The sequence below is a fragment of the Gilliamella sp. LMG 34359 genome (assembly GCF_984569085.1).
Genome location: NZ_OZ474906.1, coordinates 2,759,613 through 2,777,470 on the forward strand (window position 1 = coordinate 2,759,613; position 17,858 = coordinate 2,777,470).

The following is a 17,858-nucleotide window of genomic DNA, read 5'->3' on the forward strand; positions in this document are numbered from 1 at the left end:
AAAAAACAACTAATTATTAAAATAAAAAAAGAGCTATTAAAATAACTCTTTTTTATAATCACTTAGATGATAGCATTTAAACGGTTAGAGGTGAATATTGATTCACCAATGATTAATTAATGCTCCCGTGTCTTTCTAAACTCAATATCAGGATAACGTTCTTGGGTTAAATTAAGATTAACCATACTCGGTGCGATATAAGATAGATTATCACCACCATCTAAAGCCAAGTTTTGTTCACATTTTCGTTTAAAGTCTTCAAGTTTTTTAACGTCGCTACATTCGACCCAACGCGCTGTAGTTACATTTACCGGCTCATAAATCGCTTCAACGTTGTATTCAGATTTCAAGCGGGCAACGACCACGTCAAACTGTAATACCCCTACGGCACCAACAATTAAATCATTATTGGCAATAGGACGAAATACTTGTACCGCTCCCTCTTCTGAAAGCTGAACTAATCCTTTTAATAATTGCTTTTGTTTAAGTGGATCTTTTAAACGAATACGACGAAAGAGTTCGGGAGCAAAGTTAGGAATACCGGTAAATTTAAGTTCTTCACCTTGGGTAAAAGTATCACCAATTTGAATAGTACCATGATTGTGTAAACCAATAATATCGCCGGCATAAGCTTGCTCAACATGATCACGATCGCCGGCCATAAAGGTTAAGGCATCGGAAATATTCACATCTTTAGCTATACGAACATGACGCAATTTCATGCCTTTTTCATATTTACCAGAAACAATACGCATAAATGCAACTCGGTCACGATGTTTAGGATCCATATTGGCTTGGATCTTAAATACAAAACCAGAGAATTTTTCTTCGTTTGCTTCAACTACACGTTTATCTGTTTGTCTTGGCTGAGGAGCCGGTGCCCAAGCCGTTAAACCATCAAGCATATGATCAACACCAAAATTACCTAATGCCGTACCAAAAAATACTGGCGTTAAATCTCCGGCTAAAAACGCTTCTAAGTCAAACTCATTTGAAGCACCTTGAACTAATTCAAGTTCATCACGAAGTTGCTGGGCTAAATCATCACCTATGGTGCTATCTAATTCTGGATTATCTAAACCTTTGATGATACGAACTTCTTGAATGGTATGCCCTTTACCTGTTTGATATAGATAGGTTTCATCTTTGGCTAAATGATAGACGCCTTTAAATAACTTACCGCAACCAATTGGCCAAGTAATAGGGGCGCACATAATATTGAGTTCGTTTTCAACTTCATCAAGTAATTCCAGCGGATCACGGATGTCACGGTCAAGTTTATTCATAAAAGTTAAAATTGGTGTATTACGTAAACGTGTGACTTCCATCAATTTACGAGTTCTATCTTCAACACCTTTTGCCGCATCAATTACCATCAAACAGCTATCAACAGCCGTTAATGTTCGATAAGTATCTTCCGAAAAGTCTTCATGCCCAGGGGTATCAAGTAAGTTGACTAAGCAATCGTTATAAGGAAATTGCATAACCGACGTGGTAATCGAAATACCACGCTGCTTTTCCATCTCCATCCAGTCTGATTTAGCATGTTGCGCATTGGCACCTCGCCCTTTCACGGTTCCGGCGGTTTGAATAGCTTGTCCAAATAACAATACCTTTTCGGTAATCGTTGTTTTACCCGCATCGGGATGAGAGATGATTGCAAAAGTACGACGAGCATTCACTTCGTCTAAATAAGCTTGTTGTGTCATAAAATTAATTAATTTAGCTGAGCCAAAAATGATGGCGTATTCTAGCAGGTCTGTTGTTATATTGCCATTGATGAACGCTATTTTGCTATTTGCCTGTTATCTATACATAATAGCGGCAAATTATATCGAAGATGCTATAATCAACTTTTGATAAGGCGATCTAAGTAAAATATCTCAAGAAATAAATATGAATATTCGTGACTTAAAATTATTTTTACATCTATGTGATACCTGTCATTTTGGAATGAGTGCGGATGCGATGCATGTAAGCCCTTCCACGCTATCAAGACAGATACAACGTCTTGAAGAACAATTTGGTCACCCGTTATTTATTCGAGACAACCGGCAAGTGCAAATTACCTATGAAGGTGAAAAAGTAAAACGCTTTGCCCAACAAGTAGTCAATTTACATCAACAATTAAAACATGAATTAGACCAAGCCGACCAGCAGTTAGTCGGTGAATTAACCTTATTTTGCTCGGTCACCGCTGCTTATAGCCATCTTCCAGAAATACTTGATCGCTTCCGCATCCACTATCCACTAGTAGAAATTAAACTCTCAACTGGAGATGCCGCCGATGCAGTTGAAAAAATTCAATCTCATCAGGCTGATCTAGCGATTGCCGGCAAACCTAAACAGCTGCCATCTGGAGTTGAATTTATTAAGTTAGGTGAGATTGAAATGGTACTACTCATCCCTAAACTCAATAGTTCATTCAGTGACAAATTGCATCAAAAAACGCCAGATTGGCATAATATTCCGTTTATCTTACCGGAACACGGTCCTAGCCGACAACGAATAGATTTATGGTTTAAACAACAAAAAATTACTAATCCGAAAATTTATGCCACCGTTGCCGGACACGAAGCAATAGTATCCATGGTTGCTTTAGGTTGCGGAGTGGCTTTATTACCTAAAGTAGTCATGGAAAACAGCCCGGAAAGAGTAAGAGAACGTATTACCGAATGGTCTACTAACTTGATGGAACCTTTTGATATTGGAATATGCGTGCAAAAAAGACGATTATCGGAAAAAATCATTTCAGCATTTTGGGCACTAGGCAACCGAAATTTACCAATTCATTAATATATTATATAATTAATTTATTGATAATAATTCGAAAGTATTTGCTAACTGAATGTAGGGAATAATTGTAATGTCCATAAAAATGAAAAATATCAGCCGATCAGTATCTTTACTCCTTTTAACTCTACTTGCAATCCCTACTATTGGTCATGCCGCATCGGATGAGCCGACAAAAACCAATCCATTAAATCCTAAACCGTCTTGGTTAGCTATTCACAGTATCAACTACTATGATGGCGATAGTGATGATCTGGTTACCGCGGGTGTAGGTTTTACCCCTTTATCCAATGAGATCCCCAAAATTGAATATGCCAATCGCGCTAATCCGACCGCACAAGAATTGCGCCGTGCAAAACTGAGTCGATTTATCGACACTAAAACCGGTGAAGGTGAGCTATTTGGCTTTAAAAAGAAAGATTTGACCCCTTTGTTTGATGGCAAAATAGCCGGCACAGAAATTTTAGCCAGCATAAAAGATGAAGGGGTAGGTATGTTATTACAAATCCCTTTAGATTTTGACAAAAAAAGACCTTGTATTGTTGTGGTACCCGCTTCCGGTTCGGATGGATTATATAATGCCAAAGATGTGCAGATCCGTGGATTATGGGGGCTGAAACATAATTGCGCGGTAGTTTATAATGATAAAGGTTTAGGTAATGGTATTTATGATATCACTAATGAACAAGGCTTTACTATCGATGGCAAAGTAGCAAAAGATAATCTATTGTTTAAACCATCAATTGCCGACAAAAAAAGATTTATTTTAAGATTTCCTCACCGTTATGCGGTAAAACAGCTTCATTCAAAACAAAATCCAGAAAGACTATGGTCTACTTACGTCCATTATTCAATTAATTTTGCTTTATATGAATTGAATGAGCTATTCCCAAGAAAAGATAGACTTGATTTCATTGATTCAAATACATTGATATTAATTTATGGTGCAGAAGAAGGCGCGACAGCTGCACTTAAAACTGCTGAAGCAGATGTGATAGGCAGAATTAACGGTGTTGTTGCAGTTAACCCACAAATTCAACCAAATCCACAAGATATCCCATTAACCGTGGAAACAAAAAAATCTATTGATAGCCTGTCATACCATTCCCTACCTGATTACAGTACTTATGCCGCACTTTATATACCTTGTGCTATACCGGCAATTGAACCAGATCAAGATCTAGATGATGATGAAGATAAAAGAAATGATTCAGTTCCTTATGCTTCTAATTTCCTCTTTTCAGAAGAGCGTTGTAGAGCCTTAAGACGAGCCAAATTATTAACTAAGGCTTCACCTGAGGAGGCATTAAATAAGCTTCATGATTATGGTTGGAAACCTGAAATGGACATCCAATTACCCTATTTTTATATCAATGAATCAATCGCTTTCCCATATAAATTTATAAGTGCCTATGGTCGATTTGACGTAACAGAAAACATGTGTGATTTTTCCGTAGCGAGCACCCAACAAGACCCATTATACAATAATGGTGAAGTAAAACCTTTAAAAGAGGTTAATTTCGCCGAAATTTGGGCATTGTCAAAAGGCAATTTACCAATTTGGGCTAACAATGATGCGACAGCTATTGATCTTGTGGAAAATAAAGATTTAATATCGCCAAGACGTGAGTGGTATTCAAGTTCAATTGCCAAAAATCAAATTGATTATGGTACTAAAGGCGCTATTTGTTTAAGAGAAAAAATAAACGAAGAACGTGTAATTGAAGGTTTAAAAGAAGTACAAGCCACCGGTAAGTTAAATAAAATTAAAACGTTTATTATTCACGGCAGAAACAATGTTAAACAACTTATCGATCATACTTCCCGACCTTATGTTGCGTTAAATAGTGCGGTTGAAGGTCAAGAATCTCAACTCCGTTATATCGAAGTTGAAAATGCAAGTTATCTTGATGGTAAGGCACCTTTCGATAATACTTTATTGCCAATTGACTATTATGGTGAGGATGCAATGGAGTGGTTATGGGCTAATCTAACTAACAATACAACCTTGCCAAATAGCCAAGTCATTCGAACTAAAGCTAGAGGTGGTAATAGTGGACGAGCACCGCAGGCGACGACAGCAAACCTTGTTCCTATTTCACAGGTTCCCAATAAAGACAACCTAATCGAGGTTGATAATGGCAAAATTATACTACCTGATTAAATCTAAGTTGTAGTTTAAATGACTATCGATTAAATAGTCTATGTGATAATTAAAATTCGATAGTCATTCAATCATCGATTGATGATAATTTAATGAGTGAGCACATTTTTGGATAGAGCTGAAAAAACAATGTAGTTAATGTTGTATAATTTTGCTCAAAATCTACCAAGGTTTCGCTTAATAAATAGAGTTGGGGTCTTCGTTTTGCCATGCCATTTAACACTTTACCAACAAAATCTAGCGACGCATAATTTTCTAGCCATTTGCCATGCCACAATGCAGACATAAAATCCTGATAATCAATCGGATAATCGGCGATATAAGGTTGAATTTGTTGCTTGGTCGATGCATTAAATAATGCAAGAGATTGGTAGGAATTAAATTTCGTCCAATATTTGGACAAAAAATGATCCCAAACTATATCAAGCGTAATGGAAGCAACACGTTGATGGGATTGTCGAAAAAGCGATTTAGCTTGCTTTACTTCAGCAAAGCCATCAATCAAACGATCAATCTTACGATGCAACATAATCCCATCAGCTATCTCGCTCGGATATTGCCGATAAGGATCGCCTTTGACAAAATCAGCAACCGTATTACCAATCAAGGAACTATTAGCAATCGTGGCCAGATGTAAATGCGCAAGAATATTCATGCTCGTCTACCATCGGCTAATCGCGATGTTTAAACTCACCTTCCGCCAAACCTTCTCGCCAATAGCTAGTAATTTGGATGGCGTTCGGCGTCAGATTGACATATTTATCTTTAAGGGCATGACGTAATTGCTGAGCTAGCGAACCCTCTAATCCCCCCCAAAACAGTAGATTATCGTGTTGACTAAAATCCCTATTCATTAGGGTATCAACCAATTGATTAGGATAGTTAGCATCTTTAATCATCCATTTAACCAATAAATGTTTTGGAAGATCTACAATATCAGTCTCATGATTAACCTCAATAAAGGCAATTGCTTGGTGATCGGCTGGTAAATGTTCAAGGGTATAACAAATGGCGGGAAGAGCTGAAACATCCCCCATTAAAATCAAATGTTGATTAGCAAATTCTAGTTTACCTGCAGGTCCAACGAAACCAACTTGATCGCCAACTTTAGCCTGCTGAGACCAAACTGTCGCTAAACCGCTGGCATGAATAGCAAAATCAATCACAATGTGATTGTTCCGCTCATCATAATCGCGAATACTATAACTACGGGCAAATTGACGAACCCTATCACTCACCGAAATTTTATTATTTTCATCTAAAATCGGAAAAGCGATTTCTCCGGTTAAAGGATCAGCAAATAACAATTTCAAATGTGGGCATATCCAACGCGGATTTACCACCAAAGGTTTATCACAACTAAAATGTAGTCGCCAATAACTCTCTGAAGGCCTTTCGATCTTAATAACAGTTAGTAAAGCATTGATAATGTTTTTTTTCTCGAGCATTTGCTGATTCCTTATATTACCTCAATATTGCTTCCCTATCATACAGCATAAAATGGTACAAAAAAGGATATTTTTTCAATTGACGATAGATAAAAAAAACCACCCAAAATGGGTGGAATAGAAATTAATAAAAAGTTGAATAGATTAATAACGTAAAGCCCCGAATGCCCCACACCAATCTTGGTCAAATTTAGCCACCGCAGCATCAACAGCTGGATCGGCAATAAACAATTCAGCCACATCTACCGGCAAGGTAATTGACTGGCAACCGGCAAGCATACAATCTAATGCTTGTCTTGGCGTTCTGAAACTTGCGGCCAATACCATCGATTCAGGACAATGCAAATCTAACAGAGTTTGAAGCTCATAAACTGTCTCTTTACTATTACCACCTTGGGCATCAATACGATTTACATAAGGGGCGATATATTTTGCTCCTGCAAGCGCTGCCAAAAAACCCTGACCAGCACCATAAACAGCTGTACCTAAAGTCGGAATACCTTGCTTGGTCAACTCTTTAATCGCTATCAAACCTTCGGCATTAACTGGGATTTTAGTCACAATCGACGGCACAACTTTACGAAGTTGCTCAGCTTCCTTAATCATCTCTTTAGCGGTATGTGAAAGTACTTGTGCAAACAATAATTTATCGGTACCAAGCAGATCTTGTAATTCAGCCAACAAATCAAAAATCGGCTTAGCAGATTTTGCCACAATACTCGGGTTTGTGGTCACTCCTTTTATCGGTAAAATTTCTGCTAAACGCTTAATCGCTGCCACATCAGCTGTATCTAAATATAATTCCATATTAATCTCCTATTCAAAATGATCTGTACAAATTTTTAAAAGTAATACTACATATTTCAAACTTTACTACCCACCGTTAACTACTCTATAACCATGATTTTCAATCAATTTTTTAATTTCATCAATTTCTTTAGGCGATGGTTCGGCAATATCTTTCATTTCATAATTTTGGTGAATTAATTCATATTTGGATTCGCCAAACTTATGAAATGGTAAAATATGAATAACTTTGATTCGATTAAACTCTTTTAAAAAAGATAATATTTTCATCACATTATTCTCAAATAATGTATACTGAGGAATTAAAGGTAATCGAGGAATCAAATTAATATTGTGATGATAAAGTTGCCTAAAATTATTTAATACTCGATCTAAATGAAGATTTATCGTTTTCATCGCTTTTTCTTGATCCATAATTTTAAAATCAAACAATACTTCGTCACACTGAGAAGCCACGCTTAAAAAGTCGGAAAACCTTATATCACCAGCAGTTTCAATCGCAGTATTAATGCCTAATTGTTTTAACCTTTTTAGCAATTGATATGCAAATTTTGCTTGTAGCAGAACTTCTCCTCCGGATAAGGTGACTCCGCCGCCAGAAGTTCTAAAAAAAATTTCATCTTTTAAAATTTGGTTAATTAACTCATCTATTTGAATATCATATCCTATTTTTTCTAAAGCTTTACTTGGACATTCATCAGCATCATTACAGCAAAATTTACATTTAATACATTTAGATTTACGTTTTACTACTACGCTTTGACGAGAAATAGATTCAGGGTTGGCACACCAAGGGCAATGATGAGGACAACCTTTAAAAAATACGACGGTACGAATACCATTACCATCATTCAAAGAATATCGTTGAATATTGAAAATTCTCGCCACACTACTTTCACTCATCTGAATAATTTCAGATGAATGATTTTGATGAAGTTCGATGTTAAAACAACTCGCTTGATCATTACAATTGATGAGCTGTTCGTCGGATGATATCATCCTGAATCTCCTTAGATAACTCAACAAAAAATGCGCTATAACCTGCAACTCTTACAACTAGCCCTGCATAATCTTGGGGCCTTTGTTGGGCTGCTTTTAAAGTTTCAGCGTTAACAACATTAAACTGAATATGTTGTAATTTTAATTTACTGAAAGCCTGTAAAAAATTAGCTAATTTATGTAAACCACTGTCATTTTCAAGAGTACTTGGCGTGAATTTCACATTTAATAATGTTCCATTTGATAATAGATAATTATCTAATTTACTGACTGATTTTAATACAGCTGTTGGTCCTTTCATATCTTGACCTAACATAGGTGATAAACCACCATCAGCTAGCTGTTCCCCCGAATAACGCCCATCTGGTGTTGCTCCAACAACAGCACCTAAAGGAACATGAGCAGAAACAGTATAGGAACCTGGAACAAAATGACCATTTCTTGGATTAGAATATTTTTCAACTTCTTTACAATACTCCCGAAGCAGCTCCACACTAATGTTATCAACTTCATCAATATCATTACCGTATTTACTAAAACGATTTATCAAACGAGCTCGAATTTTCTGGCCTTCATCGCCATTGAAATTATTTTTTAATACCTGCAATAGCTCTTTAAATGACACTCGTTTTTCATCAAAGACAACACCTTTCAGGGCAAATAAGGAATCACTCAAATTAGCTATACCTATACCTTGAACACCGGAAAAATTGTAGCGAGCACCACCTTCGGTAATATCTTTTCCATTTTCAATACAGTCAAGAACAAAAGAAGATAAGAAAGGAACAGGAGCCCAATTTCGATGACCTAAATCACAGATATTACTACCGTCAATCATCAATTTAACGTAATAACGAATATTTGCTTTAATTTGTTCAAACAGACTCTCATAAGTTACATTTGGATTGTGTTCATTTTCATATAAAGTAATTTCCATTACCTTAAGAAGATTAAACATCGCTATATCATGTAAGCCATAGGTTCGTCCTGGAATTGAAAGCTCGACACACCCAACAACTGAATAATCTCTTGCATCTTCTAAAGATACACCTCGATTTAAAAATGCAGGAACAATAACCTCATCATTAAAGATTTGAGGAATACCCGTTCCCAGACGAATAGTTTCAGCCGTTTTTTGTAAGAATTGCGGATCAATTAATTCATTCACTCTAACACCTAGATTGGGTTGAGGAAGACAAACTTCTTGATAAGCATTTAAACACAATGTTGAAAGAATATTAACCGCGCTATGCCCAATGGTATTTAAGCCACCTAACAAAATGGTATACCCTGAAGGAAATCCAGCAAAATATCTTGCACTTGATGTTGAACGTAATAAAACAATATCATTACATTTAATCCAGAGCGATGCTAAAAGCGTTTTCAAAAATGCCGGATCTTCGCCTTTCGCTAATGACAATTGATAAAATGGCCACATATATTGATCAAAGCGACCTAATGAGATTGAGCTGGCATTTGATTCATATTGTAACATAATATTTATATACCAAAACAATTGACATGCTTCATAAAAATCTGTTGGTTTGTGGTAAGCAATATTTCGGGATATTTCTGAGATTTTTTCTAATTCTTTTTTACGTTCTACATTTTGGCAATTCTTAGCCATCTCATCGGCCAAATCAGCATAGCGTAAAATATGTAATTGTGAAGCTTCTAACACAATTTTAGCTGCCAGGTAAAAATGATTATCGGGATGTTCTTTAACTAAATTGCTTAACTGGATAATTAAATTATCTATACCATTTTCTAATAATCTCGGGTAGTCAATAATGATATGACCTTGCCCTTTATCTGTTTGGTTGATACTAAAAATTGCTTTACTTTCGGCATCTTTGACTATTGAAGGGATCTCTTTGTTAATAAAATCCTTCATTGAACGTTTTTCCCAATATGGGTAAAGTTCATTAAGATAAATTTGTTTGTCTTCTTCAGAAATATTAAAACGGTCTTGAGGTCGAGTAGGAAAATCATCTAATTCTTTCAAAATCCAATAGGGATCCATTTCTGGTGAGATAATCCCTGAACGAGGTTTTATGGTTCGATTTCCAGCAATTAATTCGCCATCTCGTATAGAAATGTTAACTTTATTTAGGATATTTGCGGTAGCTTTTGCTCGCCTTATAATTATAGGCTCACCTTCGGTTAGCTTATGACTCTCGGTATAAAGTAAAGCTCTTTCTAACGAAATTTCTCTTGTTTTTGCAAACAAATCTCTTTTTAATTGTTCAATTCGAGTAACCATAACATAACCTCTTTATAAATAGGTTATAACATTTACCGCTATAACCTTTTTGATTAAATCACTACTAATAAAAATTTATTTATTTAAATTTTCTTCAATTTTTTTCAAAATCAAATCTGCTTTCTTTACCGCATCACTAATTGCAATTCGAGCAATGGGTTTATTTTTGAAGCGTTCCTGATTTTTTATACCTATATCATTTGTTAATATAATGAAATCAGCATTAGCGACATCTTCTGCCGTAAGTTCATTTTCAATGCCTATTGAACCTTGAGTCTCAACTTTACATTGCCATCCTTTCTCTTTCGCTGCTTTTTCTAAAGATTCCGCTGCCATGTAAGTATGGGCAACACCTGAAGGGCAAGCAGTTACTGCGATAATATTAACCATTTTTTTCTCCTTTAATTCTCAATATGCTTAACCAATGTCGAAAGAAATATCAATGTCTTCGTCATTAGATTCTTCTTTATTAATGTTAACTTTTGAAGTGATAAACTTTTTCAAAAAAACAATTGCTAATGCACAAGTTAGCGAGCCGACCGCGATAGCAAATATGAAACTTAGTTTTCCAGTTACCACAGGTAATACAATTAGCCCGCCCCATCCTGCATAGCACTCAGCACCTAATAGCGCGGCAACCGCCCCACCAACAGCAGAACCTAACATAGTAGAAGGTATTATTTTTAAAGGATCGGCTGCTGCAAAAGGAATTGCGCCTTCAGTTACCCCCACCAATCCCATAACAATTGCTGCTTTACCTGTCTCTTTTTCTTCTTTACTAAATACATTTTTTCCAATTAATGTTGCTAAACCAGTACCAATTGAAGGCACGGCAATACCAACTGCTGCGATGGCAACAATAGTGTAAATACCTTCACCGACACAAATTAACATAAAGGCATAAGCTACTTTATTTACCGGTCCGCCCAAATCGAATCCCAACATTGCTCCCATAATTAAAGCAAGAATAACAATGCTGCCATCTTGCATACTACGTAACCATGATGTTAATGATGTTGTTAATAAACCAACCGGTTCTCCAAGTACCCACATCATGATGCCTGCGGTCAAAAAAGTTCCGGCTATAGGAATAATAAATATAGGCATAACCGATCTAAGGATAGATGGAACCTTAATTCGTTTAAGATAAAAAACGATAATTCCGCCAATGAGTCCAGCGATTAAAGCGCCAAAAAAGCCGGCGCCAAAAGTTGTTCCAACCCAAGCGCCAATTGCACAAGGTGCCAATGCAGCTCTCTCAGAGATTGAATAGCCAACATATGCAGCCAAAAAAGGGATCATTAACGCTAATCCAGCGGCACCTATTTGAAACAGTTTATTTAAAAAAGGGTCATTGACTGGATCCGGCACACCGCCCTGTCCTAATAACATCACAGAGACAGCCAATAAAATACCACCGGATACCACAAATGGAATCATATGAGAAACGCCGGTCATCAAATGCTGACGCGTGTTTTTCAAAATTAATAGTAAATCGCTCATACTTAATACCTCATTTTTTTAATTTTCTTACTACATTTTTATAGTAGAAAATGTTTAGTAATAACCACAGAGTAAATAAATCATATTTACTGGATTTTTGTACTGTCTATTTAAAAATGAGATATAGCTCAAAAAAATGAAATATTTTTCATAGATTTCGGTAAGGATTAAAACGTGATAAAGATCACATATTTATTTATATATTACTTTTGTCCAGTTATTCATGGATTTTTCGTATAGTTTAATTTCAATAGTTATTTATTCTTTTAATTATTGATGATTACTAAAGTTATAAAACACCAAAATTGATTGGGAGAATAAATATGTCGAAAAAAATTGAATTTATTTGCACGCTACCTAATGGTATACATGCTCGACCGGCTAGCACGATTAAAGCCATCTGTGAGGAATTTAGGAGCAATTTTGAATGGCATAATTTGCGCACAAATGCTAAAGGTGATGCTAAAAGCACCTTATCATTAATAAGCACCAATACTTTATTAAATGATGCCTGTCATTTATTCATATCGGGAGATGATGAGGAACAGGCTTATCTACGGTTGGTTACATTTATTGACAAAGAATTACCTTTTTGTGATGAAGAGTTAACTAACAATGTTACTGATGAAATAATACCGTTACCTCGCTCATTAAAAAATTTAAATCCTAATATTATTACCGCTAAACCTGTATGTAATGGTGTAGCAAATGGCAAGTTACAAAAAATTGATTATATTGATTTAACTAAATTTAATGATTTCCCTTCGGCCAACTCAATTAAATCTGAAAAAGAGCTGGTTATACAAGCAATCACTAAGTTAAGAAAAATAATATCATTACAAATTGACTGTTCAGCAGATACCTCTAAAGACATTCTTAGTGCACATTTGGCAATCCTAGAAGATCCCTCCTTTTATGAACAAATCGAATTAAATATAGAACAAAACTTGTCGGCTGGTTCAGCAATAGTAAATACAGCTAAATTTTTTAGTGAGCAATTAATTCAATCAGGAAGTGACTATTTAAAAGAACGAGAACTCGACATCCGTGATGTGTGCTATCAATTATTACAGCAAACATATGGCGATAAAAATTTACAATTTAACAATAAATTAACCGAGCCAACAATTTGTATTGCTGATGAACTTACTCCAAGTCAATTTTTAGAACTAGATAAAAAATATTTAAAAGGTTTACTGTTAGTCAAAGGGGGCACTACATCGCACACGGTAATATTAGCGAGATCTTTTAATATTCCAACATTAGTTAGTGTTAATATGGAGATATTAGAAAATTATCTTAATCAACAAATCCAAATTGATGGAGATTTAGGTCTTGTTGCCTATGATTTATCTCCAGAAGTTATTCGTTATTACCAATCTGAATCGGACCTCAATAATCGTTTAAAAGATAAAGAAAAAATCTTTATTGATATTCCTGGTTCGACTGCTGATGGCATAAAACTTGAAATAGCAGCCAATATTGCTCACCCATTAGAAGCGCAAACTGCTTTTGATCATGGCGCTGAATCAATTGGTCTATTTCGTACCGAGATGCTGTATATGGATCGCCACTGCGAACCATCCGAAGACGAACTTTATAATACTTTTTGCCAAGCAATCGAAGCTGCAAAGCAACGTACAATCATTATTAGAACATTTGATATTGGAGGTGACAAACCAGTAAATTATTTAAATATTCCGAGTGAAAACAATCCATTCTTAGGTTATCGAGCTGTTCGCATCTATCAAGAGTTTTTAACTTTATTCCGAACTCAATTAAGAGCGATATTACGAGCTTCGGCGCATGGTAAATTAAAAATCATGATTCCGATGATCTCATCAATGGAAGAAATATTATGGATTAAGGAAGAATTAACCATCATAAAACAATCTTTACGTAATGAGAAAATCCCTTTTGATGAAAAAATCCCACTCGGTATTATGCTAGAAGTTCCTTCCATCATGTTTATCATTGATCAATGTTGTGAAGAAATTGATTTTTTCAGTATTGGTAGTAACGATTTAACCCAATATTTATTAGCTGTAGATCGAGATAATGAAAAAGTCACCAAGCATTATAATAGTTTAAATCCAGCTTTTTTAAGAGGATTAGATCACATCGTAAAAGAAGTACATCATTATGGTAAATGGATAGGTATATGTGGCGAACTTGCCAGCAAAGGCTCTGTCTTACCGTTATTAGTTGGATTAGGGTTTGATGAATTGAGCATGAGTTCACCTAACTTGCTTTCAACCAAAGCTCGTCTTAAAAAATTAAACCGTTCAGATTGTCGGATATTACTCAATAAAGCGATGAATTGCCGAACATCACTTGAAGTCGAGCATTTACTTGCTCAATTCCGTATGGAACAAGCAGATATACCTTTAATCACTCAAGAAACCATCACGATAAATCCAAATTGGCTAAGTAAAGAGGAAGTCATCAAAGCAATGACTGATAATTTATTGATTGCAGAAAGGTGTCGTTATCCTAAAAAATTAGAAGAAGACATCTGGTTGCGTGAAGATGTATTTTCTACAACCTTAGGTTTTGGGTTTGCTATTCCTCACACCAAATCTGAGCATATAGAACAATCAACAATTAGTGTAACTAAGCTCACAAATCCAATATTATGGGGAGATGAACAGGTAAATATCGTAATTATGTTAACCCTAAACAAACACACAGCTGGCGATCAACATATGAGAATATTTTCAAAATTAGCTCGCCGTATTATGCATGAGGAGTTTAGAACATCGCTACTAAACAGTACAACTGCACAAGAAATTGAAGAGATTCTAAAAAAAGAATTAGAAATAGCCTAAACTTTATTAAAACTACATTCCGTTAATACCAATCATTGACGGAATGAAACTTTATAGTTTTATACAAGCTCCATAAGGTGATTTAGACGCTCGATTTACAACATTCAATAATTTACCACTATCCAATAAAAACTGGCTAATATCCATTTCAATACAACGTGACTTATTGAAACGATCTCTATTTTTGATATTGACATTACTAATAATAATTACCACATCCGCAACCTCAATGTCATGAGGTTCAATGACACTATCAATTCCTAATGCCCCTTGTGTTTCTATTTTGATTAGCCAATTTTCCTGCTTAGCTAATTTAGCTAAACGTTCGGCAGCCATGTAAGTATGAGCAACCCCGCCAACACATGAAGTAATAGCTAATACATTTAATTTTGTCATTTAACAACACTCTTTATTCAACATAATGGTTATTATTGTGCATTAAAAATGTTAAATCAATAATCAAATTATATACATACAGATAATTATTATTTGTATACGTTAGCTATCTTAAACTCATGACAGAAAATTAGACTCGTTATATAATCTATCGGTTATTTGTAAGCTTAAAGGATGTAACTAGATGGAACTATCAATTGAACAAACCATCAAAAATTATTTAGACAAAGCTAACAATTTCAAAAATATTTTTTTCTCTAATAGTCGTACCTCCGCCCCTTCTCTCGCTTATCAAGTTGACTTTCCTAGATTAGAAATCATTCTAGAGGGAAACTTAAAGATGCAATGGGGCAATGACGAAATTAATTTAGTGGAAAAAGAATTAGCTACAGATGATTTACTTTACATCACTGCCAACAGTTGGAATAAACCTATTTGGACAACACCTTCAACATCGTTAAGTATTTTATTTGGTAAACAACAAATTGGTATTAGCGTTTTACATTGGGATGGTTCACAATTGATTCCCAAAGGGCAAATTAACACCCCAAGACGAGGTCCGCGTGTTGGAACCTTTATTATTCAAGCACTATCCGAGTTAACTTGGCAAAACCAATCCCAAAACCAAACCGGCTATTATTTGATACAGAGCCTGCTTAGTAACACTCTTGATTTACTCAACACCGACATAAAAACCGCATCCAAAACCACCAGCTTATTTGAAGCAATACGTCAATATATCGACACCCATTTTCGAGAAGATATCAGTCGCGAATTTTTAGCTAAAATGTTCTATATCTCACCCAATTATTTATCCTATCTATTCCAGAATGAAGGCAAAATTGGCTTAAACGAATACCTCAATCACATTCGCCTAGAGTATGCCAAATCACTACTTAAAGGTTACGAGTTAAACGTCAAAGAAATCGCCCTTGATGCAGGCTTTAAAGATAGTAACTACTTTTGCCGCATCTTTAGAAAAAAAACCGAACGAACTCCAACAGAGTATCGGCGGCAATATCATAGTAAATTAATGGAAAAGTAAACCAATTGAATTGAGTGTAACAACGGGTTTTTATTTGTTGGGGAATTAAGGGGTCTCCCCCCCTGCTCCTCAATTTTTTTTGGAAAATAGGATACGGCCTACACGGCAGTGAACTAAGTAATTCCAAAATAGAAGCTTTAATGTTTTCCTAAACGCTAACAGATTAGTTAATATATCTATCTGAATACCATTTTTTTCCTACTAATATCCAGATTTCGTTAAAAAGAGTTTTATTTTCAAATAGATCATCTATAGTTTTATATTTATTTAGTTGATTTGGTTTTTCTGCATCAAATTGCGATAATCCAAGATAGACTGCTTCATAATAATTTTTAGGTTGATCATCTTCTTTTAATTCATTTATATCATTCATTGTTTTTTCTAAAAACATTTGAAGATAAACATCTGTTTTTAGACAGCTTTTTAGAATGGGAAACTTAGCATTATTTAGACTTCCAGCACATATTAAATTAAGTTCATCACCTTTATTTATATTTAGCAAATCTTCTTTTTTATGCATTTCTAAAGATACATATTCAAATTTATTTTCTCCATTTGCTACAACATATTTCTTGCCAAAAAAATCGGTTTTTATTCCGGATGCTACAGCTTTAATGTTAATTATTTGTTTGTGGTAGTTTTTTTTATATATATTCGGATTGTTGATATATTCATTGATTAATTGTGATGCATTCACTACATGTACATAATAAGTTATCATAGTATTACCTCCAGTTTTAAATTCAGAGATATCTTTATTTAAATACTGCTCTGTAAGTCTTTTGGCATTATCATTAGCAAATGAATTAAAGCTAATTAAAGTTAATATAGTAAAAGCAATTATTTTTTTCATGTTCCATTTCCATTAAATATAAACAAAATAACAATAGAATCATTGTGTTCCAAACAGTTTAATTCCATTCATCACCGCAACTAGAAAAAAACCTCAATAGAGGTTTTTATAATTTTGACTATTTTAATGATTAGTTATTCTTCGACGCGGTCACAAGTCAACACCATTTTGATTTTTTTGATTGGGTTATTTTTTTTATCAATGGTTGTGTATATATTTGTCATAACAAAACTGTCTTCGGATAGATATTCAATCTTCTGCGATATTTGCTTATCATCGACAACATACTCAGGTCTTTTGTAAATATCTTCAAGATCAAAAGGAAGCAGAGCATTTTCTTCATCATCCTCTCCCCAAAAAAGTTGTCCATTTCGTTTGGTAATAAAATAATCATATTCAGAGATCATAGTGTCACCAAAATCTTGAAACTTTCCTTTATCTAATACTGCTTCTTGCAGGCTCTCCTCGCACTCCCATTCACCTAATAGCATTTCCTCAGTTACTTTTTTTTCCTCAGCAAACGAATTAAATGAAATAAAGGCTAAAACAAACGTAACATAACATAAAATCTTTTTCATAAAATCTCCCTTTTTGGTAATGTTATGTTATAAAAAGATTTTTTTCAATAAAAAAACCACCACAAGGGCGGTTTAAAGGAATATTGATTTTGAGTTTTATAGCTACCTACACGGCAGTGAACGGTTGTTTTTTACACAATGGCTTTTGTCGGTATTTCTAAACTGCCTACACGGCAGTGAA

General features: G+C 34.9%; 15 protein-coding genes. 4 read left to right on the forward strand and 11 right to left on the reverse strand.

Going from position 1 to position 17,858, the window contains the following annotated elements:
* Positions 1–116: 116 nt before the first annotated feature.
* Complete coding sequence (gene prfC / locus AC5LXV_RS12625; RefSeq protein WP_493466647.1) at positions 117–1,709, reverse strand: peptide chain release factor 3; 1,593 nt, start codon at positions 1,707–1,709, stop codon at positions 117–119.
* A 187-nt stretch (positions 1,710–1,896) separates the two neighbouring features.
* On the opposite strand from prfC, the gene ilvY reads away from it, so the two are divergent.
* Entirely contained in the window at positions 1,897–2,796 is a 900-nt protein-coding gene (ilvY, locus tag AC5LXV_RS12630) for an HTH-type transcriptional activator IlvY (RefSeq protein WP_110433079.1), read from the forward strand.
* Between the two features lie 70 nt (positions 2,797–2,866).
* The gene (locus AC5LXV_RS12635) at positions 2,867–4,957 is read left to right on the forward strand and encodes a 3-hydroxybutyrate oligomer hydrolase family protein (protein ID WP_493466648.1); all 2,091 of its coding nucleotides are present in this window, start codon (positions 2,867–2,869) and stop codon (positions 4,955–4,957) included.
* A 67-nt stretch (positions 4,958–5,024) separates the two neighbouring features.
* On the opposite strand, the gene AC5LXV_RS12640 is transcribed toward AC5LXV_RS12635, so the two are convergent.
* The 7 genes from AC5LXV_RS12640 to AC5LXV_RS12670 all read right to left on the reverse strand — a co-directional run bounded on the left by AC5LXV_RS12640 (position 5,025) and on the right by AC5LXV_RS12670 (position 11,977).
* Complete coding sequence (locus tag AC5LXV_RS12640; RefSeq protein WP_493466649.1) at positions 5,025–5,612, reverse strand: acyl carrier protein phosphodiesterase; 588 nt, start codon at positions 5,610–5,612, stop codon at positions 5,025–5,027.
* Positions 5,613–5,628: 16 nt separating this feature from the next.
* Positions 5,629–6,405: a siderophore-interacting protein gene (locus AC5LXV_RS12645; protein ID WP_493466650.1), complete on the reverse strand. Its 777-nt coding sequence runs from the start codon at positions 6,403–6,405 to the stop codon at positions 5,629–5,631.
* Positions 6,406–6,549: 144 nt separating this feature from the next.
* Positions 6,550–7,212 (reverse strand): fructose-6-phosphate aldolase, encoded by a 663-nt coding sequence (gene fsa, locus AC5LXV_RS12650; protein WP_110423039.1) that lies wholly within the window; start codon positions 7,210–7,212, stop codon positions 6,550–6,552.
* Between the two features lie 66 nt (positions 7,213–7,278).
* The gene (locus AC5LXV_RS12655; protein ID WP_110423038.1) at positions 7,279–8,211 is read right to left on the reverse strand and encodes a [formate-C-acetyltransferase]-activating enzyme; all 933 of its coding nucleotides are present in this window, start codon (positions 8,209–8,211) and stop codon (positions 7,279–7,281) included.
* Positions 8,177–10,474, reverse strand: coding sequence for a formate C-acetyltransferase (locus AC5LXV_RS12660; protein WP_493466651.1), 2,298 nt, complete (start codon positions 10,472–10,474; stop codon positions 8,177–8,179). Before AC5LXV_RS12660 ends, AC5LXV_RS12655 begins: the two co-directional genes overlap by 35 nt.
* A gap of 75 nt (positions 10,475–10,549) precedes the next feature.
* Entirely contained in the window at positions 10,550–10,864 is a 315-nt protein-coding gene (locus AC5LXV_RS12665) for a PTS fructose-like transporter subunit IIB (RefSeq protein ID WP_110423036.1), read from the reverse strand.
* 27 nt (positions 10,865–10,891) lie between these two features.
* The gene (locus tag AC5LXV_RS12670; RefSeq protein WP_493451293.1) at positions 10,892–11,977 is read right to left on the reverse strand and encodes a PTS fructose transporter subunit EIIC; all 1,086 of its coding nucleotides are present in this window, start codon (positions 11,975–11,977) and stop codon (positions 10,892–10,894) included.
* A 323-nt stretch (positions 11,978–12,300) separates the two neighbouring features.
* Between AC5LXV_RS12670 and ptsP the strand changes: the two genes are divergently transcribed.
* Positions 12,301–14,805, forward strand: coding sequence for a phosphoenolpyruvate--protein phosphotransferase (ptsP, locus tag AC5LXV_RS12675; protein WP_493466652.1), 2,505 nt, complete (start codon positions 12,301–12,303; stop codon positions 14,803–14,805).
* Between the two features lie 51 nt (positions 14,806–14,856).
* On the opposite strand, the gene AC5LXV_RS12680 is transcribed toward ptsP, so the two are convergent.
* On the reverse strand, positions 14,857–15,201 hold the full coding sequence (locus AC5LXV_RS12680) for a fructose PTS transporter subunit IIB (protein ID WP_493466653.1): 345 nt from the start codon (positions 15,199–15,201) through the stop codon (positions 14,857–14,859).
* A 184-nt stretch (positions 15,202–15,385) separates the two neighbouring features.
* On the opposite strand from AC5LXV_RS12680, the gene AC5LXV_RS12685 reads away from it, so the two are divergent.
* Positions 15,386–16,246, forward strand: coding sequence for a helix-turn-helix domain-containing protein (locus tag AC5LXV_RS12685; RefSeq protein WP_493451290.1), 861 nt, complete (start codon positions 15,386–15,388; stop codon positions 16,244–16,246).
* A gap of 163 nt (positions 16,247–16,409) precedes the next feature.
* Here the strand turns inward: AC5LXV_RS12685 and AC5LXV_RS12690 are convergent, their stop codons facing one another.
* Together AC5LXV_RS12690 and AC5LXV_RS12695 are read right to left on the reverse strand one after the other, a co-directional pair.
* Positions 16,410–17,099, reverse strand: a complete 690-nt coding sequence (locus AC5LXV_RS12690) for an OB-fold protein (protein WP_493466654.1) — start codon at positions 17,097–17,099, stop codon at positions 16,410–16,412.
* A 134-nt stretch (positions 17,100–17,233) separates the two neighbouring features.
* A complete protein-coding gene (locus tag AC5LXV_RS12695; RefSeq protein WP_493466655.1) occupies positions 17,234–17,677 on the reverse strand; it encodes a hypothetical protein in 444 nt (147 codons plus the stop codon).
* Positions 17,678–17,858: the final 181 nt, after the last annotated feature.

Bases quoted from the DNA above. Each gene is read 5' to 3' on its own strand.
- AC5LXV_RS12660 (WP_493466651.1), bottom strand. From the start codon at position 10,474: ATGGTTACTCGAATTGAACAATTAAAAAGAGATTTGTTTGCAAAAACA.
- ilvY (WP_110433079.1), top strand. From the start codon at position 1,897: ATGAATATTCGTGACTTAAAATTATTTTTACATCTATGTGATACCTGT.
- AC5LXV_RS12695 (WP_493466655.1), bottom strand. From the start codon at position 17,677: ATGAAAAAGATTTTATGTTATGTTACGTTTGTTTTAGCCTTTATTTCA.
- fsa (WP_110423039.1), bottom strand. From the start codon at position 7,212: ATGGAATTATATTTAGATACAGCTGATGTGGCAGCGATTAAGCGTTTA.
- prfC (WP_493466647.1), bottom strand. From the start codon at position 1,709: ATGACACAACAAGCTTATTTAGACGAAGTGAATGCTCGTCGTACTTTT.
- ptsP (WP_493466652.1), top strand. From the start codon at position 12,301: ATGTCGAAAAAAATTGAATTTATTTGCACGCTACCTAATGGTATACAT.
- AC5LXV_RS12655 (WP_110423038.1), bottom strand. From the start codon at position 8,211: ATGATATCATCCGACGAACAGCTCATCAATTGTAATGATCAAGCGAGT.
- AC5LXV_RS12645 (WP_493466650.1), bottom strand. From the start codon at position 6,405: ATGCTCGAGAAAAAAAACATTATCAATGCTTTACTAACTGTTATTAAG.
- AC5LXV_RS12680 (WP_493466653.1), bottom strand. From the start codon at position 15,201: ATGACAAAATTAAATGTATTAGCTATTACTTCATGTGTTGGCGGGGTT.
- AC5LXV_RS12685 (WP_493451290.1), top strand. From the start codon at position 15,386: ATGGAACTATCAATTGAACAAACCATCAAAAATTATTTAGACAAAGCT.
- AC5LXV_RS12640 (WP_493466649.1), bottom strand. From the start codon at position 5,612: ATGAATATTCTTGCGCATTTACATCTGGCCACGATTGCTAATAGTTCC.
- AC5LXV_RS12665 (WP_110423036.1), bottom strand. From the start codon at position 10,864: ATGGTTAATATTATCGCAGTAACTGCTTGCCCTTCAGGTGTTGCCCAT.
- AC5LXV_RS12670 (WP_493451293.1), bottom strand. From the start codon at position 11,977: ATGAGCGATTTACTATTAATTTTGAAAAACACGCGTCAGCATTTGATG.
- AC5LXV_RS12635 (WP_493466648.1), top strand. From the start codon at position 2,867: ATGTCCATAAAAATGAAAAATATCAGCCGATCAGTATCTTTACTCCTT.
- AC5LXV_RS12690 (WP_493466654.1), bottom strand. From the start codon at position 17,099: ATGAAAAAAATAATTGCTTTTACTATATTAACTTTAATTAGCTTTAAT.